Raw genomic sequence first — 22,105 nt, 5'->3', positions numbered from 1 at the left:
AACAGCGTCAGGACTTGACGGCGCCTTCCATGATCCCCCGGACGAGTTGCCGCCCGCCGATCAGGAGCAGAACGATCAGCGGAACCGTCGCCACGAACGCGCCGGCCAGCACCCGCCGGTAGATCACGTAGTTTCCGCTGGCCAGGTCCGACAGGGCGACCATGGACGTCGGGAACTCGGTGCCGTTCAGCGTGATCAGCGGCCACTGGAAGTCGTTCCAGGCCATGACAAAGGTGAGCAGCCCCAGCACGGCCAGCGCCGGCCGGATCGCGGGTAGCACGATGTTCCAGTAGACGCGCATGGTGAGCGCGCCGTCGATGCGGGCCGACTCGACCAGCTCGTCCGGTACGGCGTGCGCGATGAACTGCCGCATGTAGAACACGCCGAACGCGCTGACCAGCCCGGGCGCGATCACCGCGAGCAGGGTGCCGTTCCACTGGAGCTTGCCCATCACGATGTAGAGCGCGACCACGCCGAGCTGGTTGGGCACGGTCAGGGTCAGGATCACCACGACCATCAGCGCGTTGCGCCCGCGAAAGCGCAGCTTGGCGAAGGCGAACCCGGCCAGCGAGCAGAAGAACAGCGTCGCCACCGTGATCGTGAGGGCGGTGATGAAGCTGTTGATCAGCGAGGCCGTGAAGTAGACGTCCTGGAGCGTGAACACCTCGTTCAGGTTCACCAGCAACTGATTGCCGGGGATGACCGATGGCGGCATCTGGGTGACCGCCTCGTCGGTGCTCGTGGCGATCACGAACATCCAGTAGACCGGGAACGCCGAGAAGGCCATGATCGCGGCGAGGCCGAGATAGGTCTTCCACGAGCCGGGCGTGTCCTGCGGCGCGCGCAGGGCGTAGCGGTGCGAGGTCACCGGTCACCTCCGATGCGCTTGGTGAGCAGGGCGTTGACGCCGGCCACGATCAGGATGATCAGGAACAGCGCCCAGGACATCGCGGCCGCGTACCCGAGGTTGAGGTCCTTCCAGCCGACCTTGTAGATGAGCTGGGCGATGGTCTGGAACTGGTGGTCGGAGCCGCCGCTCGCCGACTGCGGGTTCTCGTCGAACATCATCGGCTCGTTGAACAGCTGCAGCCCTCCGATGGTCGACAGGATCACCGTGAACACCACGACCGGCTGGATCATGGGTACGGTGATCCGCCACAGCTGCCGCCACGGCCCGGCGCCGTCCACCGCCGCGGCCTCGTACACGTCCTTGGGGATGGTCTGCATCGCGCTCAGGTAGAGCAGCGCGTTGTAGCCGATCCACTTCCAGTTGACCATCGTGGCGATCGCGATCCAGCTGCTCCACTTCGCGGCCCGCCAGTCGAGCGGGTCGCTCTCGCCGAAGCCGACGAGCGAGAGGAACCAGTTGGCCATCCCGTAGTCCCGGGAGAAGAAGACCGCGAAGACCAGCGTCGAGGCGACCACCGGGGTCAGGTACGGCAGCAGTACGCCGATGCGCCACCAGGTGGTCGCGCGGAGCCTGCGGTTGAGCACGCTCGCCACGATCAGCGCCGCGAGCAGCTGCGGCACCGTCGAGAGGAGGAAGATGCCGAACGTGTTGCCCAGCGCGTTCCAGAAGTCCTCGTCGGAGAGCAGCTTGGTGAAGTTGCCGAAGCCGGCCCAGCCGGTCAGGGTCGGATCGTCGAGTCGCCAGTTCCGCAGCGCCACGACGCCGTTGAAGATGATCGGGAAGAGCCCGAAGACGCCGAAGAGCAGGAAGAACGGCGCGATCAGCGCGTACGGAACCGTCTTGGTGTCGAAGCGGTAGAGCCAGAGCTTGACCTTGTTCGGGGTCCTGGGCGGTTCGGCCCGGTGCTGCGCCGACGGCCGGAGCTGAGTGAGGGACACGGCCACTCCTAGGTACGGGCGGGGCGGCCCACGCCGCCCCGCCGCTCGACTGGAGGTCAGGACTTGGCGGCCTTCTCGGCTTCCTTGACCGCCTCGGCCCAGGCCGCTTCGGGCTTCAGGCCCCCCTGCTGTACGCGGGTGATGACGTTCTCGACCGCCACGCGCGTCGGCCCGTTCTTCTTGCCCAGGTACTGCGGCTGGAGGTTCTCCGCCGTGGCCGCGAAGATCTGCCCGGTCGGGGCGTTGCTCATGAACTCCTTCTTGTAGTCGAGCACCGCCGGGTCCTTGTAGAGCGCCGGCTGCGAGGGCAGGTTGCCGACGGTCTTGAAGACCTCGATCTGCTGCTCCGGCTGGACCATCCACTTCACGAAGTCGACCGCCGCGTCGACGTTCTTGCCCTGCGACGGCACGGTCCACCAGGAGCCGCCCCAGTTGCCGCCGCCGCCGGGGATCGCGGCGATGTCCCACTTGCCCTTCTGCTCGGGCGCGGTGTCCTGGATGTGGCCGAGCATCCACGCCGGGCAGGCGAGCACGGCGAACTGGTCCTTCTTGAAGCCCTGGTCCCAGTTGGGCTGGAAGCTGGCGAGGTCGGCGGAGAGGTCGGCCTCGATCGCCTTCATGCTGACGTCGAAGGCGACCTTGGGGCCGCCCTCCATCTGGAGCTGCTCCTGCTCGTTGTAGAAGCCGACCGGCTGCTGGGCGAGCACGGGGTTGAACATGTTGGTGCCGGAGTCGACGAACTTCTTGCCGGTCTTGGCCACGTACTGCTTGCCGACGTTGAGGAAGGCGTCCCAGTTGGGCCAGAGCTTGGAGACGGCGTCGCGGTCGGTGGGCAGGCCGGCCTTCTGGAACAGGTCGGTGCGGTAGCACATGGCGAGGCCGCCGACGTCGGTGCCGAGGCCGATCTGCTTGCCGTCCGGCGACAGCGACTGCTTCCACTTCCAGGGCAGGTACTTCGACTCGAACTCGGCGCCGCCCTTGTCCAGGTAGTTGACGAACTTGTCCGCCTGGCTGCGGAACTGGACGATGAAGCCCTCGTCGATCGCGGAGATGTCCGGCGCGCCGCTGCCGGCCACCAGCTTCTTCTGCAGGTCCTCGTGCTGGGCGTTGTACTCGCCCGAGTTCAGCACGATCTTGACGTTCGGGTGGTCCTTCTCGTACGCGGCCTTGAGCTTGTCGAGGCCCATGTCGCCCCAGAACGCGACCTTGAGCGTCACCTGACCGCCGCTCGCGTTGTCCTCGTTGCCGCCCTCGAGATCCTGTCCGCTGCACCCCGCGATCGCGAGAGTCGCCGCGACGCCCGCTGCGGTGGCACGCAGAGTCCGTTTGCCCAGCCGTTCCATTGCGCCTCCATGACGGAGAGAGAATTCACTGAACCGGATAAGTGGTGGAGACGCTAAAGCCGGACCTCGATGAGTGTCAATACCGTGTTACGGCGGTGATCTGGCATCGTTGTCAGTTGCCGGTAAGCGGGACAATTAGGTCTTAGTAGGTGATCGGCGTTTACAAAGGGAGCTGTGGGCCGCGACACTTAACCGATCAAGTCGACGGGCCGCCACTCGCCCAGACCGCCACGCGTTTCCGTGAGAGCGCTCTACCGATCCGTGCAAAGGCGTGCTCCGCCGGTAAGCTCGGCGGGAACAGAGGAGACCGAGTGAAGCGGCCGACGATCGCCGACATCGCGCGGCGTGCCGGAGTGTCGAAGGGCGCCGTCTCGTACGCGCTCAACGGGCAGCCGGGAGTCTCCGAGGCGACCCGGCAGCGCATCGTCGCGATCGCCCAGGAGATCGGCTTCAACCCGAACAGCGCTGCCCGGGCGCTGTCCGGCGCCAGCGCGCGCGCCGTCGGCCTCACCCTGTGCCGGCCCGCGCGCATGCTCAGCATCGAGCCGTTCTTCATGGGCCTGATCAGCGGCTTCGAGTCCGAGCTCGCCGCCCGGTCCTACGCGCTGACCCTCCAGGTCGTGGCCACCCCCGAGCTCGAGGTCGAGGTCTACCGCCGCTGGTGGGGCGAGCGCCGCATCGACGGTGTGATCGTCACCGACCTCCGCGAGAACGACGTCCGCATCCAGGTGCTCCAGCAGCTCCAGTTGCCCGCCGTGGTGATCGGCGGTCCCGGCGACACCGGCCGCATCGCCCAGATCTGGTCCGACGACGCCGGCGCGATCACCGAGACGGTCCGCTACCTGGTCGCGCTCGGCCACCGGCGCATCGCCCGGGTCAGCGGCCTGCCCGACCTGCTGCACACCCAGACGCGCACGAGGGCCTTCCACGAGGTGTGCGCGTCGCTCGGGCTCAACGAGGCGGTCACGGTGCCGTCCGACTACACCGGCGAGGAGGGCGGCCGGGCCACCCGGCGCCTGCTGATCGGCAACGACCGGCCCACGGCGATCATCTACGACAACGACGTGATGGCGGTGGCCGGCCTCGCCGTCGCCCAGGAGATGGGCCTGGCCGTCCCCGGCGACCTGTCCATCGTCGCCTGGGACGACTCGCCGCTGTGCAGCCTGGTCCACCCGCCGCTCACGGCCCTGACCCGCGACATCGCCGAGTACGGCGCCCACGCGGCCCGCGAGCTGCTGGCCGCGATCGACGGCAAGCAGGTCGGCAACGTCGAAGCGGGCGCCGCCCACCTCACCCCGCGGGGCAGCACGGCCCCACCGCGCCAGCCCGGCTCAGCGGCGCCCGCGCAGCCGGAGCCCTAGGTCACTGACCGGCCCGAGGTGCCGCAGCTTGTCGGGGTTGACGATCGAGTGGACCGCCCGCACCCGGCCGTCGGCGATGTCGAGCGCGAGGACGCCGACGAGCAGGTGCCGGTCGTCGTACGCCATCGCGCCCGGCTGGCCGTTCACCTCGGCGATCGCCACCCGCACGCCGAGGCGCGCCATCGCCGCGATCCCCGCGGCGAGGGTGCGCGCGACGCGCTCGCGGCCGGCGACCGTGCGGCCCAGCGCGGGCACCTTCCCGCCGCCGTCGGCGTGCAGCGCCACGTCCTGGGCCAGCATCGCCTCCAGCGCCGGCAGGTCGCCCCGGCCGGCGGCGGCGAAGAAGCGCTCGGCGAGCTCCTCCCGCTGCCGCGCCGAGGCGAAGTAGCGGGGCCGGCGCTCGCGGACGTGGGCGCGGGCCCGCGCGACGAGGTGGCGGCTGCTGTCCACATCCGTCCCGAGAACCTCGGCCACCTCGGGGTACGGGTAGTCGAAGACCTCGTGCAGCAGGAACGCGGCCCGCTGCGCCGGCGACAGGCTCTCGAGCAGCACCAGGAACGCCAGCGACAGCGAGTCGGCCGTCTCCGCCCGCTCGTCCGGCGTGGGCTCGCCGACCACCGGCTCGGGCAGCCACTCGCCGACGTACCGCTCCCGCCGCGCCCGCGCCGAGCGCAGCTGGTCGATGGCGAGCCGGGTCACCAGCGTGGCGACGTACGCCCGCGGTGAGGCGATCTCCTCGTCGCGGCCCAAGGTCTGGTGCAGGCGCAGGAAGGCCTCCTGCACCACGTCCTCCGCCTCGCTGACACTGCCGAGCATCCGGTACGCGATGGCAGTCGCCCGCGGCCGCAGCTCCTCGAAGAGATCCGGGGCGGACATCAGCCCAGGCCCTCGGCGAAGCCCTGCCGCCGGCTCGGGTAGCGCAGCGTCCAGCCCAGCTCGCGCTTGGCCTTCTCGCTGGAGATGCCGGGCGCCCGGGTCATCATGTCGACCGGGCCGGGGCCGGCCACCAGCCGCACGAGCCAGGCCGGCAGGCGCCGGGGCGGCGGGGCGCCGAGCGCGCGGGCCAGCTCGGGCAGCCAGACCCCGATGGGCTCGGGTTCGTCGTCGGCGACGTGATAGACGCCCCGCCTGCCCTTCTCGATCGCGGCGACCGTGGCCGAGGCGGCATCGGCGATGTGCACCAGCGACCACACCCCGGTGCCACCGCCCACGACGGGGAACTTGCGCCCGCGGATCAGGTCGGCCATGACGCTGCCCGGAGCGGTCTCGATGCCTGTGCCCGGCCCATAGAAGGCACCGTAGCGAAGCGCGATGCCCTCGGCCCAGGTGATGCCGGTGACCGCGTCCTCCAGGTGGCGCAGCGCGGCCACGGCCTCCGCCGCGTCGGCGGGCGGGTTCGGCTCGATCCGGCCGTTCTCGTCGGCGACCCGTGCCCCGGCGCGCTCCATCCACATGGCGTTGCTCTGCGCCACGAAGGTCCGCACGCCGACGGCCCGGGCGGCCGCCAGCAGGTGATCGGTGCCCTCGGTGCGGAGCCGGTTGGTGGCGGCCGCCATCTGCTTGGCTCGCCGGAAGTTCGGCGGGCCGCTCAGCGCCGTCAGCTGGTGGACGACGACCTCGGGCGCGGCCTTGGCGACCGCGTCGGCCACCGAGTCGGGGTCGAGGGCGTCGACGACGGCCGGCTCGGCGCCGAGGGCGCGCACGGCGCCGGTCCGGGATGCCGAGCGGGTGGTGCCGACGACCTCGTGGCCGTGCGCCACCAGCTGGGGCACGAGGTGACGGCCGATCGCGCCGGACGCTCCGGCTACGAAGATCCTCATGAGCTTCTCCGTTCGCTTGCTGCCTGCGAAGGAGACGAGATGGCCGCGCCGGCCATGAACGGCCGTTACCCATGTCACACCGGACCCCGGGAACGGCCGAGGCCCCGCACCGGGTCGGTGCGAGGCCTCGGGGTGCTGCTCTCCGGCTCCTACTCCGGGACGCGGCGGTACGCGCCGTCGCTGGCGCTGGTGGCCATGGAGGCGTAGGCGCGCAGCGCGGCCGAGACCGGGCGCTGCCGGTCGACCGGGGTGTACGGCTTGGCGCGCCGCTCCTCCTCGTGCCGGCGCTGGGCGAGCTCGTCGTCGTGGACGTTGAGCGTGATGCTGCGGCCCGGGATGTCGATGGTGATCTCGTCGCCGGTCCGGACCAGCGCGATCAGGCCGCCGGCCGCCGCCTCGGGCGAGACGTGGCCGATGGAGAGCCCGCTCGTGCCGCCGGAGAAGCGGCCGTCGGTGATCAGCGCGCACGCCTTGCCGAGGCCGCGGCCCTTGAGGAAGCTCGTCGGGTAGAGCATCTCCTGCATGCCGGGGCCGCCCTTGGGGCCCTCGTAGCGGATCACCACGACGTCGCCCTCGACGACCTCCTTGCCGAGGATGCCCTCGACGGCCGCGTCCTGCGACTCGTAGACGCGGGCCGGGCCGGTGAACTTCCACAGCGACTCGTCCACGCCGGCGGTCTTGACGACGCAGCCGTCGGGCGCGAGGTTGCCGAAGAGGATCGCCAGGCCGCCGTCGACGGTGTAGGCGTGGTCGATCGAGCGGATGCAGCCGTTCTCGGCGTCGGTGTCGAGCGTCGCCCAGCGGTTCTCCGTGCTGAACGGCTGCGTGGTGCGCACGCCGCCGGGAGCCGCGTGGAACAGCTCCAGCGCCGCCTCGGACGGGCTGTCGCCGCGGATGTCCCACTCGCCGAGCCAGGTGGTCAGGTCGGGGGAGTGCACCGAGCGGACGTCGGTCTTGAGGGCGCCGCCGCGGTGCAGCTCGCCGAGCAGGGCCGGGATGCCGCCCGCGCGGTGCACGTCCTCCATGTGGTATTTCACGCTGTTGGGCGCGACCTTGGAGAGGCACGGCACCCGGCGCGAGATCGCGTCGATGTCGGCCACGCTGAAGTCGAGCTCGGCCTCGCGGGCGGCGGCCAGCAGGTGCAGCACCGTGTTGGTCGAGCCGCCCATCGCCACGTCGAGCGCCACGGCGTTCTCGAACGCGGACCGGTTGGCGATGGCGCGCGGCAGGACCGACTCGTCGTTCTGCTCGTAGTACTGCTTGGCGATGTCGACGATCAGCTCGCCGGCCTTCTCGAAGAGCGCCTTGCGGGAGGCGTGGGTCGCGAGCGTCGAGCCGTTGCCCGGCAGGGCCAGGCCGATCGCCTCGGTCAGGCAGTTCATCGAGTTGGCGGTGAACATGCCGGAGCAGGAGCCGCAGGTCGGGCAGGCCGAGCGCTCGATGGTGTCGAGCTGGGCGTCGGTCACCTTCTCGTTGGCGCTGGCGCTCATCGCGTCGATCAGGTCGAGCTTCTCGTGAACGATGCCCTCGATGGCGACCGTCTTGCCGGCCTCCATCGGGCCGCCCGAGACGAAGACGGTCGGGATGTTGAGCCGCAGCGCGGCGATCAGCATGCCCGGCGTGATCTTGTCGCAGTTCGAGATGCAGACCAGGGCGTCGGCGCAGTGCGCGTTGACCATGTACTCGACGGCGTCGGCGATCAGCTCGCGGCTGGGCAGCGAGTAGAGCATGCCGCCGTGGCCCATCGCGATGCCGTCGTCGACCGCGATCGTGTTGAACTCGCGACCGACACCGCCGGCCTTCTTGACGGAGTCGGCGACCAGTCCGCCGAGGTCCTTGAGATGCACGTGACCCGGTACGAACTGCGTATAGCTGTTGGCGATCGCCACGATGGGCTTGCCGAAGTCGTCGTCGGTCATCCCGGTGGCGCGCCACAGGGCACGCGCGCCGGCCATGGTCCGACCATGGGTCGAGGTCCGGGAACGCAGGTCAGGCATCCCCTCATAGTGCCACTGCTCGGGACGTGATCGACCGCGGAAGTCCACGGATCGGGACGTGAGGGGTCGTGAAATCGACGGAGATCGAGCATAGTGTCTCCGTGCAATCACCGTCCGGCGTGGAGCTGGCCGGGCTGTTCGGCCTTCTGGTCGCGGTCCCGGCCGTCGCATTGCTGGGCAATTCGGGCCGCCGGCACACGGGAGCCGCCCGCCGGGCCCACCTGATGCTGGCCGCCGGCGGCGCGATCGTCACCGCCGCGGCCCTGGCCGGCGTCATCAGTGTGCTGATCACCACGGCCCAGCCGCCGCGCATCAGCCTCGGCACCGCGGTCGCCGCGGGCACCGCCATCGGCGTCCTCGTGCTGCTCGTCGGCACGGCCGTGCTGCCCGGTGCCGCCGAGACACCGGGCGTGGCCGTCCGGCGCCTGCTCGACGGGCTGGTCGTCGCGGCGGCGATCTGGTTCGTCGGCTGGGTGCTGCTGGTCGAGCCGACCCGCGTCCTGGGCGACGCCACGCCGATGGCCTGCCTGTCGGTGGTGGTGCCGGCCGGCCTCGCCGTCGCCTCGCTCGGCCTGACCATCGTCCTGGCGATGCACGCGCACCGTCCCCGCCTGATCACCGTACGGGTGGCGAGCGGCGTCACGTTCGTCGCCTTCGCCGCCGTCGCCATCGCCTCGGGCATCTGCCAGGACCAGGACGGCGTGGTGCTGGCCGGCGCCCTCCTGCTCCCGGCGGGCCTTTTCGTGATCGCCCGCGCCGTCGAGGTGGCCGACCGGCCGGTCGAGGTGGTCGGCGACGTGCCCGACCGCAGCAACCCGGCCTTCGCGGTCGTGCCGATCGTGGCCGGCGTGTCCGCGCTCGGCTATCACCTCGCCCGGGGCGGCACCCTCGACCTCTACGGTTACCTCGGCATCTGCGTCGTGGGGCTGGCCCTGGTCGGGCGGCAATGGCTGGCCCTTCGGGACGTACGCCACTACACGCTCGAGCTGCGCGAGCGCGAGGCCCACTTCCGCGAGCTCGCGCACACCGACCCGCTCACCGGGCTGGCCAACCGCCGCGGCCTGCGCGAGGCGCTCGCCGCCGCCGAGGAGCCCCAGGTGCTGGTCGGCATCGACCTCGACGGCTTCAAGACGGTCAACGACATGCGCGGCCACGACGTGGGCGACGCGGTGCTGGTCGAGGTGGGCGAGCGCCTGCGCCGCAACCTGCTCGACGGCGACGTGGCGGCCCGGCTCGGCGGCGACGAGTTCGCGGTGCTCATGCGCGGCACGGCCGACGAGGCGATGCTGACCGCCCACCGGCTGCTCGCCGTGCTCTGCGAGCCGTACGAGGTGGACGGCGGTTCGGTCTTCCTGTCGGCGAGCATCGGCGTGGCCGACACCGGCGAGCTGATCCGCGACGCCGACCTCGCCCTGCGCTACGCGAAGCAGCGCGGCAAGAACCGGGTGGAGCGCTACCAGGCCCGCTACGACGAGCTGCTGCGCCGCCGCGGCACGCTCGAGAGCGAGCTGCGCCACGCCATCGACCGCGACCAGCTGCGCCTGGTCTTCCAGCCGGTGGTGGCGCTGCCGTCGATGCGCCCGGTCGGCGCCGAGGCGCTGCTGCGCTGGCACCATCCCACGCTCGGCGCGGTGCGCCCCGACGAGTTCATCCCGGTCGCCGAGGAGTCCGGCCTGATCAACCGGATCGGCGCCTGGGTGCTCGAACAGGCCTGCGTGCAGCTCGCCGACTGGCTGTCGCGGGGGCACGACGTCTGGGTCTCGGTCAACCTGTCGCCCAAGGAGCTGCACGCCGTCGACTACGCCGGGCAGGTCGCCGACGTGCTGGCCGAGCACGGCGTCCCGGCGCAGCGGCTGGTGCTCGAGGTGACCGAGCACGCGGTGGCCACCGACATGGAGGAGCTGATCAGCCGCCTCGCCGAGCTGCGCGCGACCGGTGTGCGGATCGCGCTCGACGACTTCGGCGCGGGCTATTCGTCGCTCGGTCAGCTGCGCACGCTGCCGGTCGACATCCTCAAGATCGACCATGCGCTGGTGGCGGAGCCCGAGTCGCGCACGGGCACGGCCGCGCCCCTGGTCGACGTCGTCGTGCGCATCGGGCACCGGCTCGGGCTCGAGGTGCTGGCCGAGGGCATCGGCACCCCGGCGCAGCGGGCCGTGGTCGAGGAGGCGGGCTGCCGGCTCGGGCAGGGCTCGCTGTTCGGCTGGGGCGTGCCGGCCGAGCATCTCGAGGCGCAGTTGCAGACCTTGCGCACGGGCACAAGAACCCTCCCCGCGCCCAAGCCGGCGCCGCCCAAGGACCTGCCCGCGCGCAGTCAGGTGGTGGCCCTCGGGCCCGGGATGCGGCAGCTCAGGGCCCTGCTGCCGACCGACCCCGCGTTCGACGCCCGAACGGGTGAGCCCACCGAGTGATCAAAATGTGGGATCAGTTGACTCACCGCGTGAGATGCGGGAAGGTGGTTCCCATGTGCTTCGCGTCCCGAGTACTTATGTGAGCGCACTCCCGTCGGCTGAGCTGCCGACCAGAGTGCGCCAGGTCCCGTGCTTTCCCGCACGAGGGCCTTTTTTGTTGCTCAAGTACCGGACCGACTGACCCGTAAAGGTTTGTGAGTTGCCATGACGAGACCCACACCTGAGACTCTCGCCCACCGAGCCAACCCGGCCACTGTCGCGGCGGCCGCGTCCTCCGCCCAGGCCGTAGCCTCCCCGGTCCCCACCTCGGGCGCCGGGTCGCTCGTGCGGTCGCTCGAGGCGCTCGGGGTCGAGGTCGCGTTCGGCATCCCCGGCGGCGCGATCCTCCCGGCGTACGACCCGCTCTACGACTCGAAGGTCCGGCACATCCTGGTGCGCCACGAGCAGGGCGCCGGGCACGCCGCCACGGGATACGCGCAGGCCACCGGCAAGGTCGGCGTCTGCATCGCGACCAGCGGGCCGGGCGCGACCAACCTGGTGACGCCGATCGCCGACGCCTACATGGACTCGGTGCCGATCGTCGCGATCACCGGGCAGGTCGGCCGGCCGTACATCGGCACCGACGCCTTCCAGGAGGCGGACATCCAGGGCATCACCCTGCCGATCACCAAGCACAACTTCCTCGTGCAGACGGCCGAGGAGATCCCGCGCATCCTCGCCGAGGCGTTCCACCTGGCGGCGACCGGCCGTCCCGGCCCGGTCCTCGTCGACATCCCCAAGGACGTGCTCCAGGCGCAGACCACCTTCGCCTGGCCGCCCGCGCTCGACCTGCCCGGCTACCGCCCCACGCTGCACCCGCACGGCAAGCAGATCCGCGAGGCGGCCCGGCTGATCGCCGCCGCCAAGCGCCCGATCCTGTACGTGGGTGGCGGCGTGCTCAAGGCCGGCGCCACCGACGGGCTGCGCAAGCTGGCCGAGCAGACCGGCATCCCGGTCGTCACCACGCTGATGGCGCTGGGCGCGTTCCCCGACTCGCACCCGCAGCACCTGGGCATGCCCGGCATGCACGGCACGGTCCCGGCGGTGTACGGCCTGCAGAAGGCCGACCTGCTGATCGCCCTGGGCGCGCGCTTCGACGACCGGGTCACCGGCGCGCTCGAGTCGTTCGCGCCGGACGCCAAGGTCGTGCACGCCGACATCGACCCGGCCGAGATCGGCAAGAACCGCCACGCGGACGTGCCGATTGTCGGCGACGCGCGGCACGTGATCGACGAGCTGATCGCCGCGGTCTCCGCGTCGGCCGACGGCGCCGGGCGGTACGAGTCGTGGTGGGCCACCCTCAACGACCTGCGCGAGCGCTACCCGCTGGGCTACGAGGAGCCGGACGACGGCTCGCTCGCCCCGCAGTACGTGATCGAGCGGATCGGCGAGCTCGTCGGCCCCGAGGCGATCTACGTGGCCGGCGTCGGCCAGCACCAGATGTGGGCCTCGCAGTTCATCAAGTACGAGAAGCCCGGCACGTGGCTCAACTCCGGCGGCGCCGGCACCATGGGCTACGCGGTCCCGGCCGCGATGGGCGCCAAGGTCGGCAAGCCGGACACCCAGGTCTGGGCGATCGACGGCGACGGCTGCTTCCAGATGACCAACCAGGAGCTCGCGACCTGCGCCCTGGAGGGCATCCCGGTCAAGATCGCCGTCATCAACAACGGCAACCTGGGCATGGTCCGGCAGTGGCAGACCCTGTTCTACGACGGCCGCTACTCCAACACCGAGCTCGGCACCCACAAGCACCGGATCCCGGACTTCGTGAAGCTGGCCGAGGCGCTGGGCTGCATCGGCCTGCGGTGCGAGTCGAAGGACGACGTCGACAAGATCATCAAGCAGGCCATGGAGATCAACGACGCCCCGGTGGTCATCGACTTCACGGTCGGCAAGGACGCGATGGTGTGGCCCATGGTCCCGGCCGGCACGAGCAACGACGAAATCCTGTTCGCCCGGGACCTTCGTCCCGACTTCGACGAGGACGGCCTCGCATGAACAAGCACACCCTGTCCGTGCTGGTCGAGAACAAGCCGAGCGTGCTCGCTCGGGTGAGTGGCCTCTTCTCCCGGCGCGGTTTCAACATCGACTCCCTGGCGGTGGGCGAGACGGAGAACCCGGACGTCTCCCGCATCACGATCGTGGTCAACGCCGACTCCTCACCCCTGGAGCAGGTGACCAAGCAGCTCAACAAGCTGGTGAACGTCCTGAAGATCGTGGAGCTGGACCCGCAGCAGTCGGTCCAGCGCGAGCTCCTGCTGGTCAAGGTGCGCGCCGACCGTGCGCAGCGCAGCCAGGTGCTCGAGACGGTCGAGCTGTTCCGGGCCAGGGTGATCGACGTCGCTCCGGACACCCTCACGATCGAGGCCACGGGCAACCCCGACAAGCTGGACGCGTTGCTGCGCGACCTCGAGCCGTACGGCATCAAGGAAATGGTCCAGTCCGGGCTCGTGGCCATCGGCCGCGGCTCCCGCTCCATCACCACCGGCCCGGCCCTCCGAGCCGCGTGATCACACCAAGAAGGAATGTCATGACCGCCGAAGTTTTCTACGACGACGACGCCGACCTCTCGATCATCCAGGGCAAGAAGGTTGCCGTGATCGGGTACGGCAGCCAGGGCCACGCCCACTCGCTGTCCCTGCGTGACTCGGGCGTCGAGGTGGTGGTCGGCCTCAAGGAGGGTTCCAAGAGCCGCGCCAAGGCCGAGGAGCAGGGCCTCGAGGTCAAGACCCCGGCCGAGGCGTCCGCCTGGGCCGACGTGATCATGCTGCTCGCGCCGGACACCGCGCAGCGCAAGATCTACGCCGAGTCGATCGCCCCCCACCTGTCCGCGGGCAAGGCGCTCTTCTTCGGCCACGGCCTCAACATCCGGTTCGAGCTCATCAAGCCCCCGGCCGACGTGACCGTGGCCATGGTCGCCCCCAAGGGCCCGGGCCACCTGGTGCGCCGCCAGTACGTGGACGGCAAGGGCGTGCCCTGCCTGGTCGCCGTCGAGCAGGACCCGACCGGCGAGGGCCTCGCGCTCGCGCTCTCCTACGCCAAGGCGATCGGTGGTGCCCGCGCGGGCGTCATCAAGACCACCTTCAAGGAGGAGACCGAGACCGACCTCTTCGGCGAGCAGGCCGTGCTCTGCGGCGGCACCGCCGCCCTGGTGCAGACCGGCTTCGAGGTGCTCACCGAGGCGGGCTACGCCCCGGAGATCGCCTACTTCGAGTGCCTGCACGAGCTCAAGCTGATCGTCGACCTCATGTACGAGGGCGGCATCTCGCGCATGCGCTACAGCGTGTCGGACACCGCCGAGTTCGGTGACTACGTCAGCGGCCCGCGGGTCATCAACGCCGAGACCAAGGCGGAGATGAAGCGGATCCTCGCCGACATCCAGTCCGGCGAGTTCACCCGCCAGCTGATCGAGGACGACGACAACGGCCGCCCGCTGCTGACCAAGTACCGCGAGCAGGGTCCCAACCACCCGATCGAGGTCACCGGCCGCAAGCTGCGCGACATGATGAGCTGGGTGGACCGGCCCATCACCGAGACCGCCTGATTCTCGTCCTGAATGCCCGGCCCTATTTCCCGGGCCGGGCATTTTCATTGTCGAAACAGCTCTGTTACGCGGCATTTACGTGGGGCCATGTAGGAGTGGATTTCCGCAGGTAGCCTCGCGACATGAGACTGGCTGATTCTTTCCGGAGTGAGCGTTTCGGGGCGGTCCGGATCCACGAGCTCCAGAGGGTCATCGAGCTGGATTCCGGCAGCTCGGAGGCGCTGCGCGCGGTCGAGTCGCAAATGGTTGTCGTCGTTCCGTGCATGAATGAGACACGCTCCGTCATCGAGGGTGTCCTTTCCGGAATTCCGCACGACTGCCTCATCGTGCTGGTCTCGAACAGCGACCGGCAGCCGGTCGACCGCTACGAGAGCGAGGCCCAGACGGTCGAGCAATTCTGCCGTCTCGCCGGCCGCTCGGCGATCACCGTGCACCAGCGCGATCCCGGCGTGGCCGCGGCCGTGAAGGCGGCCGGCATGCCCGAGCTGATCGACGACGACGGGCTCGTGCGCGCCGGCAAGGGCGAGGCGATGCTGCTCGGCATGGCGCTCGCCGCGATGACCGGGCGCCGCTACATCGGCTACGTCGACGCCGACAACTACGTGCCCGGCTCGGTGCACGAGTACTGCAAGGTCTACGCGGCCGGGCTGGCGCAGGCCGGCTCCCCGTACGCCATGGTCCGGATCTCCTGGCACTCCAAGCCGAAGCTGCGCGACGGCCGGCTGTTCTTCAGCCGCAGGGGCCGCAGCTCCCAGATCACCAACGAATGGCTCAACCGCTTCCTCGCCGAGTACTCCGGCTTCGGCACCGAGGTGATCGCCACCGGCAACGCCGGCGAGCACGCGATGACCCTCGACCTCGGCCTCAAGCTGCGGCTCGCCGGCGGCTTCGCCGTCGAGCCGTACGAGTACCTCGACCTCTTCGAGCAGTTCGGCGGCGTGCTGGAGAGCACCGACCCGGACGTGATGGCGACCTCGGTGCCGGTGCTCCAGATCGAGACCCGTAACCCGCACTTCCACGACAACAAGGGTGAGGAGCACGTGCAGGGCATGCGCATGCAGGCGCTGAACGTCCTCTACCACTCGCCGGTGACGCTGCCCTCGGTCCGTCAGGCGATCCTCGACTTCATGGTCGAGCAGGGCGCCCTCGCCACCGGCCAGGAACCGCCGCGCGAGCGCGTCTACCCGCCCGTCGGCACGCTCGACCTGGACCTTCTCTACGACGCGCTCGACGCCGAGGCGCTCAGCTTCCGTCAGCCCGACGGCCTCGCCCTCACCGGCCGGCCGCCGTCCCCGCCGATCGACCGCGCCTCGATACCACGGAGGGTGGCTTAGCGCTTACCATCGCGGACATCGATGTCCGCAATGGATGGAGCCGCATGGCAGCCGTCGTCCTGATCGCCGAGGAACTCGCACCGTCCGCCATCAGCGTGCTCGCGCACGACTACGACGTGCGGCGGGTGGACGGCGCCGACCGCACCGCCCTGCTCGCCGCGGTCGGGGAGGCCGACGCGCTGATCGTGCGCAGCGCCACCACGGTCGACGCCGCGGTGCTCGCCGCCGGGCCGCGGCTGCGGGTGGTGGCCCGGGCCGGGGTCGGGCTCGACAACATCGACGTGGCCGCCGCCACCGCCCGGGGCGTGCTGGTGGTGAACGCGCCGACCAGCAACATCGTCTCGGCGGCGGAGCAGGCGATCGCGCTGCTGCTCGCCGTCGCGCGGCACACGGTCAGCGCCGCGACGGCGTTGCGGGGCGGGCGCTGGGAGCGGTCCCGCTTCACCGGGGTCGAGGTGCAGGGCAAGACCGTGGGGGTGATCGGGCTCGGGCGCATCGGCGTGCTCTTCGCCCAGCGGATGGCCGCGTTCGGGACCCGCCTCATCGCGTACGACCCGTACGTCCAGCCGGCCCGGGCCGCTCAGCTCGGCGTGCGCCTGGTGGGCCTGGCGGAGCTGCTGCGGGAGAGCGACTTCATCTCGGTGCACCTGCCGCGCACCCCGGAGACCATGGGTTTGCTCGGCGACAAGGAGCTGGCGCTGGTCAAGCCGGGCGTGCGGATCGTCAACGCGGCCCGCGGCGGCCTGATCGACGAGGACGCCCTGGCCGCGGCGCTGCGCGAGGGCCGGGTGGCCGGCGCGGGGCTCGACGTCTTCGTCACCGAGCCGCTGACCTCGTCGCCGCTCTTCTCGTTCGACAACGTCGTGGTCACGCCGCATCTGGGCGCCTCCACCGTCGAGGCGCAGGACAAGGCGGGGCTCTCGGTGGCCCGCAGCGTCAAGCTGGCGCTCGACGGCGAGTTCGTGCCGGACGCGGTGAACGTGCAGGCCGGCGGCGTGGTGGACGAGGACGTGCGGCCGCTGCTGTCCCTCGCCGAGAAGCTCGGCCGGGTCTTCACCGCGGTGGCCGGCGGGGTGGCCGCCGGCGTCTCCGTCGAGGTGCGTGGCGAGATCGTCTCGCACGACGTGGCGGTGCTGCGGCTGGCGACCACCAAGGGCCTGTTCACCTCGGTGGTGGACGAGCGGGTGACGTACGTGAACGCGCCCCAGCTCGCCGCCGACCGGGGAGTGGAGGTTGACCTCGTGGTCAGCGAGGAGCCCTGCGAGCATCAGAACCTGCTGACCGTGCGAGGCGCCCTGCCGGACGGCCGCCGGGTCAGTGTCGCCGGCACGCTGACCGTCACGGGTGCCCGGGAGATCGCCAAGCTGACCGGTGTGGACGACTTCGACCTCGACCTGAACGCCGACGGGGTGCTGCTCTTCTTCCGCTACAGCGACCGGCCCGGCGTGGTCGGCGCGATCGGCACGATCCTCGGCGAGGCCGGGGTGAACATCGCGGCGATGCAGGTGGCGCGGCGCTCGGCCGGTGGCGAGGCGCTGATGACGCTGACCGTGGACTCCTCGGTCGGCGCCGAGCTGCTCTCCACCGTGGCCTCCGCCATCGGGTCGAGCCGCGGACACGTCGTCGATCTGCGGATCAACGGGTCCTGAGCGGCGGCGGATAGACGGTGCCGTCCTGGAGGTCGAGCAGGTCGAGGTTGAGCTCGGCGGCCAGCCGCTCGATGGTCTCCAGCACGACGTCCGGGCAGTTCTCGTCCAGCCTCATCTGGATGTGGTCGGCGGCAGCATGCAGCGGCGCGTGCGCCCAGGGGGAGCCGGGCGCCGAGGCGCGCGGGCCGCGGTCGGGATAGTCGCTGGTCAGGGCGTCATAGAAGGCGACGACACGCGGGTCGGCCGGGCGTTGCGGGTGCTCGCCGCGCGCGCAGCGCGCGTTGGCGGCCCGCACGGCGTCCGGCAGGTCCGTCTGGTCCATCGCCCACACCACGAGGTCGAAACTCACCCGGCGCATGCTGCCATCCGGCGCGTGCGAACTACGTCGCCGACACGCGGGGGATGCGTCTTGCGCGTCTTTAGTCCGCATCGCTAGCGTTGTCCCTGCCGCGTTCCTCGGCGGGCCCGTCTTCGGGTGACGTGTCCGCTGCCGTGTGCGCGGTTTGAGGAAATTTCGGCGGGACCGAGCCACGCGTACTCGTCGCATCAGCCCCCGTGACCGTTTGCCGCGGTCCGGGGGCTGTTCGCTTCCGCACCCTTGCTCTCCTTCCCCCGGTCAGCCTCCTTAACGGCCCATCAGGTGGGACCGCTGTACCGAAGATCGAGACTGGCGCGCTAGATTGAGCCTCGAAGGACCCGACCCTGAGGAGCAGACGTGAGCGTGGCGCGGATCGCGGTGGTGGCCGGCGACGGCATCGGTACCGAGGTGACCGCGCAGGCCCGCAAGGTGATCGAGGCCGTGCTCCCCGGCGCCGAGTTCCAGGACTACGACCTGGGCGCGCGCTTCTACAACCGCACCGGCGAGGTCCTGCCCCAGTCCGTCGAGGACGAGCTGGCCGGCCACGACGCCATCCTGCTCGGCGCGATCGGCGACCCCAGCGTCCCGCCGGGCGTCCTCGAGCGCGGCCTGCTGCTCAAGCTCCGCTTCGACTTCGACCAGTACGTGAACCTGCGCCCGTCGAAGCTCTGGCCCGGCACCACCAGCCCGCTCGCCGGCGTGAAGCCCGGCGAGATCGACATGGTGGTGGTCCGCGAGGGCACCGAGGGTCTCTACGTCGGCGCCGGCGGCGTCCTCCACCAGGACACCCCCGCCGAGATCGCGACCGAGGAGAGCCTCAACACCCGGCACGGCGTCGAGCGGGTCGTCCGCGACGCCTTCGCGCGCGCCCAGCGCCGCGAGCGCCGCCACCTCACCCTGGTCCACAAGACCAACGTGCTGACCAAGGCCGGCAGCCTCTGGGCGCGCACGTTCACGGCCGTCGCGGCCGAGTTCCCCGAGGTCACCACCGAATACCAGCACATCGACGCGGCCAGCATGTTCATGGTCAGCAACCCGCAGCGGTACGACGTGATCGTGACCGACAACCTCTTCGGTGACATCCTCACCGACATCGCCGCTGCCGTTACCGGCGGCATCGGCATGGCGGCCAGCGGCTCCGTCAACCCGGAGCGCGCCTACCCGTCGACGTTCGAGCCGGTGCACGGCTCCGCGCCCGACATCGCCGGTCAGGGCATCGCCGACCCGGCGGCCGCCATCCTCTCCGCCTCGCTGCTCCTCGAGCACCTGGGCCACCACGACGAGGCCCGGCGAGTATCCGAGGCGGTCGCGGCCGAGGTCGCGTCCCGCGTCGCGGGCGCGCCGCTGCGTACCGCCGAAGTCGGCGACCGCGTCGCCGCCGCCCTCTGACTGAACTTTTCCGCACGCCGCTCGTCCAAGGGGACAGGTGGCTTCTCCACCCGCGGTCATTGTTTTAACGACCGTTCGGGGTAGATTCTTGAAGCACTACGGGTGCTTCCGCATGCCTAATTCTTGAAGAGAAAGCAGGTCCACCTGTCATGAGTGGTGGTGACAACCTCGATTTCGAGATCCGTCCGAACCCGGCACCCGTGGGCGACGCCGAGCGCGCCGCGTTGCTCGCCAACCCCGGCTTCGGCCGCATCTTCACCGACCACATGGTCACCGTGCGCTACGCGGACGGCAAGGGGTGGTACGAGCCGCGCGTCGAAGCGCGGGCGCCGATCCCGATGGACCCCGCCGCGGCGGTGCTGCACTATGCCCAGGAGATCTTCGAGGGCCTGAAGGCCTACACGCTGCCCGACAGCGGCGTCGCGATGTTCCGCCCCGATGCGAACGCGGCCCGCTTCGCCGAGTCGGCCCAGCGCATGGCCATGCCCCAGCTGCCCGTCGAGACGTTCCTCCGGTCGCTGCACGAAATCATCAAGATCGACCGCCAGTGGATCCCGCAGAGCGACGAGGGCAGCCTCTACCTGCGCCCCTTCGCGTACGCGAGCGAGGTCTTCCTCGGCGTCCGCCCCGCGATGGAATACCTCTACCTGGTCATCGCCTCCCCGGTGGGCCCCTACTTCTCGGGCGGCGTCAAGCCGGTGTCGGTCTGGGTGACCCCCGACTACACCCGCGCGGCCCCGGGCGGCACGGGCGCGGCCAAGTGCGGCGGCAACTACGCGGCCGGCCTCTCCGCGCAGGCCGAGGCGATCGAGAACGGCTGCGACCAGGTGGTCTATCTCGACGCGGTCGAGCGCAAATACATCGACGAGCTCGGCGGCATGAACGTCTTCTTCGTGCTCGACGACGGCACCCTGGTGACGCCGCCGCTGACCGGCACGATCCTGCCCGGCATCACCCGCGACTCGGTCATCAAGCTCGCCGGGCGCGCCGGCCACAAGGTCGAGGAGCGCCCGGTCAGCCTCGAGGAGTGGCGCACCGGCGCGGCCTCCGGCAAGATCCGCGAAGCCTTCGCCTGCGGCACCGCCGCCGTGATCACCCCGATCGGCACGGTGAAGAGCGCCGACTCCCAGTTCACCGTGGCCGACGGCGGCACGGGCGAGGTCACGGCCGCCCTGCGCAAGCAGCTCGTCGACATCCAGCGCGGCCGCGCCGAGGACCCCTTCGGCTGGGTCCACCGAGTCATCTGACGGTTCCCGGCCGGCCCCCTTCCTCGGGCCGGCCGGGCCCACCGCCCTGCGTGTCAGCGCGGCCTCTCGGCCGCTGCCACGGCGTCCGCGCCCACGCCCCTCTCGCTCACGTCTCTGCTCGTGCCGGTCTCGGACCGGTTGCGCTCGCTCGTGGCTCTGTTGGCCGCGCTGTTTCCGCTTGCGCTCGTATCGGCCGGGCCGCCGTCGCTCCTTGCGTCCTTGGCCGGGATGTTCCTGCTCCCGCTGGTCTCGATCGGGCTGCTGTCGCGCCTGGCCTCCTTGCCCGCGATGTTCCTGTTCCCGCTGGTCTCGGGCGGGCCGCAGTCGTCCTCACCGTGATCGCGGGCCGCGTTCCTGCTAGTGCGATCCCGGTCAGGCCGAGTCTGCCCTCCGTCGCTCTCGCGTGGGGCGTTGAGGCCCCCGCCACGTCGCCGATCTCCCCCGGCGCCCGCAGCAACGTCAGCGCCAGCGGATCGGCCGCCACCGGCACCAGCACGCCCGTGGGTCTCCCAGGGCTCCGGCGATGTCTGCCCGATGTCTTCGGCGCCGCCCTGTGCCCGGCCCCAGCGGTGCCACCATCGGCGGCGCGGCGGTCTGACCGCGGCGTTCGGCAGGGCCGAGCAGGCCTCCCGGCGCGTTGCCTCAACGCTCAACACCAGTGCTCCCCAGTTCATGATCGTTCCTCTCTCGCTCCGTTAACGGTCACGTGACCGTTAACGGCATCGTGCGCGTCATGGTCCGGAGGCGTCAAGGGGGTTCGGTCTACGATTTGCGCATCGTGGAGAACAAACGGGCGACCCTGCGGGACGTGGCTCGGCTGGCCGGCGTCTCGCACCAGACCGTGTCCCGAGCCATAAACGACAAGGGCGAGATCGATCCCGAGACCCGCAGGCGCGTCCTCGAAGCGGCCCAGCAGCTGAACTACCGGCCGTCCCGCTTCGCCCGCGGGCTGGTCAAGCCGGACACCACCACGATCGGCCTGATCGTCTACGACGTGGTGAACCCGTTCTTCCCCGAGCTGATCGCCGGCGTGATCGAGGCGGCGGAGCGGCGCGGCTGGCAGGTGGTGGTGAGCAGCAGCCAGGACGACCCCGGCCGCGAGGCGGACCTGCTGCGCTCACTCTCGGGGCAGGCCGACGCCGTGATCGCCTACCTCTTCCAGCCGAACGACGTGATCACCGCGGCCGTGTCCGGCGTGCCGCTGGTAGTGATGAGCCGTCGCAACGAGGGCCAGAGCTTCGGCGCCGTCGACATCGACGTGGAGGCGGGCGTCCGCGCCGCCGTACGACATCTGGTCGCCCGCGGCCACCGGCGCATCGGCATGATCGACTGCCCCGCCGCGGCCGACCCGGGCCGCCGCGCCGGCTTCCTGGCGGAGGCTGCCGGCCAGGGCCTCACCGTGCCCGCCGAAGCGATCGTCCCGGTGGAGCAGTCGTTGACCGGCGGCGGCGCCGGCTTCGAGCGCCTGCACGCCGAGAACCCCGGCCTCACCGCCGTGGTCGCCTTCAACGATCTGGTAGCGCTCGGCGCCTACCGCGCCGCCCGCCGCCTCGGCCTCGACATCCCGGGCGACATCGCCGTGGTCGGCTTCGACGGCCTCGGCATCGGCGAGCTGCTGGACCCGCCGTTGACGACGATCGCCCTGGACAAGCGCCGCATGGGCGAGCTGGCCGTCGCCGAGACCGAACGACTCCTGGCCGGTGAGCCCCCCGGTCTGTCTGTGGTGGAGCCGCGCCTGCTCATCCGCGGCTCCGCCTGACGGCCC

The 22,105-nt window shown here is 70.7% G+C and carries 17 protein-coding genes; 10 read left to right on the top strand and 7 right to left on the bottom strand.

The window, feature by feature from the left end; translation table 11 throughout:
• Positions 1–7: 7 nt before the first annotated feature.
• From Ade02nite_RS31085 to Ade02nite_RS31075, 3 genes are all read right to left on the bottom strand, one after another.
• Positions 8–787 carry a carbohydrate ABC transporter permease gene (locus Ade02nite_RS31085; RefSeq protein WP_203771742.1) on the bottom strand — a complete coding sequence of 260 codons (780 nt, stop codon included), beginning with the start codon at positions 785–787 and terminating at the stop codon, positions 8–10.
• Positions 788–864: 77 nt separating this feature from the next.
• Positions 865–1,848 carry a carbohydrate ABC transporter permease gene (locus Ade02nite_RS31080; protein ID WP_203771670.1) on the bottom strand — a complete coding sequence of 328 codons (984 nt, stop codon included), beginning with the start codon at positions 1,846–1,848 and terminating at the stop codon, positions 865–867.
• Between the two features lie 56 nt (positions 1,849–1,904).
• Positions 1,905–3,191: an ABC transporter substrate-binding protein gene (locus tag Ade02nite_RS31075; RefSeq protein WP_203771668.1), complete on the bottom strand. Its 1,287-nt coding sequence runs from the start codon at positions 3,189–3,191 to the stop codon at positions 1,905–1,907.
• Between the two features lie 311 nt (positions 3,192–3,502).
• Between Ade02nite_RS31075 and Ade02nite_RS31070 the strand changes: the two genes are divergently transcribed.
• Positions 3,503–4,552, top strand: a complete 1,050-nt coding sequence (locus Ade02nite_RS31070; protein ID WP_203771666.1) for a LacI family DNA-binding transcriptional regulator — start codon at positions 3,503–3,505, stop codon at positions 4,550–4,552.
• Here Ade02nite_RS31070 and sigJ read toward each other — a convergent pair.
• The 3 genes from sigJ to ilvD all read right to left on the bottom strand — a co-directional run bounded on the left by sigJ (position 4,523) and on the right by ilvD (position 8,369).
• Positions 4,523–5,428 carry an RNA polymerase sigma factor SigJ gene (sigJ, locus tag Ade02nite_RS31065; RefSeq protein ID WP_203771664.1) on the bottom strand — a complete coding sequence of 302 codons (906 nt, stop codon included), beginning with the start codon at positions 5,426–5,428 and terminating at the stop codon, positions 4,523–4,525. The genes Ade02nite_RS31070 and sigJ overlap by 30 nt on opposite strands.
• Complete coding sequence (locus tag Ade02nite_RS31060) at positions 5,428–6,372, bottom strand: NAD-dependent epimerase/dehydratase family protein (protein WP_203771662.1); 945 nt, start codon at positions 6,370–6,372, stop codon at positions 5,428–5,430. Before Ade02nite_RS31060 ends, sigJ begins: the two co-directional genes overlap by 1 nt.
• Positions 6,373–6,521: 149 nt before the next feature.
• Positions 6,522–8,369: a dihydroxy-acid dehydratase gene (ilvD, locus tag Ade02nite_RS31055; RefSeq protein ID WP_203771660.1), complete on the bottom strand. Its 1,848-nt coding sequence runs from the start codon at positions 8,367–8,369 to the stop codon at positions 6,522–6,524.
• A 224-nt stretch (positions 8,370–8,593) separates the two neighbouring features.
• Between ilvD and Ade02nite_RS31050 the strand changes: the two genes are divergently transcribed.
• From Ade02nite_RS31050 to serA, 6 genes are all read left to right on the top strand, one after another.
• Positions 8,594–10,780: a putative bifunctional diguanylate cyclase/phosphodiesterase gene (locus Ade02nite_RS31050; RefSeq protein ID WP_307871238.1), complete on the top strand. Its 2,187-nt coding sequence runs from the start codon at positions 8,594–8,596 to the stop codon at positions 10,778–10,780.
• A gap of 204 nt (positions 10,781–10,984) precedes the next feature.
• Positions 10,985–12,817 carry an acetolactate synthase large subunit gene (locus Ade02nite_RS31045; protein WP_203771658.1) on the top strand — a complete coding sequence of 611 codons (1,833 nt, stop codon included), beginning with the start codon at positions 10,985–10,987 and terminating at the stop codon, positions 12,815–12,817.
• Positions 12,814–13,329, top strand: a complete 516-nt coding sequence (gene ilvN, locus Ade02nite_RS31040) for an acetolactate synthase small subunit (RefSeq protein WP_184955320.1) — start codon at positions 12,814–12,816, stop codon at positions 13,327–13,329. The genes Ade02nite_RS31045 and ilvN overlap by 4 nt, the downstream gene beginning before the upstream one ends.
• A gap of 20 nt (positions 13,330–13,349) precedes the next feature.
• Positions 13,350–14,363, top strand: a complete 1,014-nt coding sequence (gene ilvC, locus Ade02nite_RS31035; RefSeq protein ID WP_203771656.1) for a ketol-acid reductoisomerase — start codon at positions 13,350–13,352, stop codon at positions 14,361–14,363.
• Positions 14,364–14,485: 122 nt separating this feature from the next.
• On the top strand, positions 14,486–15,697 hold the full coding sequence (gene mpgS / locus Ade02nite_RS31030; RefSeq protein ID WP_203771654.1) for a mannosyl-3-phosphoglycerate synthase: 1,212 nt from the start codon (positions 14,486–14,488) through the stop codon (positions 15,695–15,697).
• A gap of 44 nt (positions 15,698–15,741) precedes the next feature.
• On the top strand, positions 15,742–17,346 hold the full coding sequence (serA, locus tag Ade02nite_RS31025) for a phosphoglycerate dehydrogenase (protein WP_203771652.1): 1,605 nt from the start codon (positions 15,742–15,744) through the stop codon (positions 17,344–17,346).
• Here the strand turns inward: serA and Ade02nite_RS31020 are convergent.
• On the bottom strand, positions 17,333–17,704 hold the full coding sequence (locus Ade02nite_RS31020; protein WP_379036850.1) for a hypothetical protein: 372 nt from the start codon (positions 17,702–17,704) through the stop codon (positions 17,333–17,335). The genes serA and Ade02nite_RS31020 overlap by 14 nt on opposite strands.
• A 357-nt stretch (positions 17,705–18,061) precedes the next feature.
• Between Ade02nite_RS31020 and Ade02nite_RS31015 the strand changes: the two genes are divergently transcribed.
• The 3 genes from Ade02nite_RS31015 (at position 18,062) to Ade02nite_RS31005 (ending at position 22,099) form a co-directional block, all read left to right on the top strand.
• The gene (locus tag Ade02nite_RS31015) at positions 18,062–19,093 is read left to right on the top strand and encodes a 3-isopropylmalate dehydrogenase (protein ID WP_203771648.1); all 1,032 of its coding nucleotides are present in this window, start codon (positions 18,062–18,064) and stop codon (positions 19,091–19,093) included.
• A 149-nt stretch (positions 19,094–19,242) separates the two neighbouring features.
• Complete coding sequence (locus Ade02nite_RS31010) at positions 19,243–20,340, top strand: branched-chain amino acid aminotransferase (protein ID WP_203771646.1); 1,098 nt, start codon at positions 19,243–19,245, stop codon at positions 20,338–20,340.
• Positions 20,341–21,118: 778 nt separating this feature from the next.
• On the top strand, positions 21,119–22,099 hold the full coding sequence (locus tag Ade02nite_RS31005) for a LacI family DNA-binding transcriptional regulator (protein WP_239169191.1): 981 nt from the start codon (positions 21,119–21,121) through the stop codon (positions 22,097–22,099).
• Positions 22,100–22,105: the final 6 nt, after the last annotated feature.

This window comes from Paractinoplanes deccanensis (assembly GCF_016862115.1).
Lineage (GTDB): Bacteria > Actinomycetota > Actinomycetes > Mycobacteriales > Micromonosporaceae > Actinoplanes > Actinoplanes deccanensis.
The sequence above is the reverse complement of the archived record's forward strand: the minus strand, read 5'-3'. Positions and strand labels throughout refer to the sequence as shown.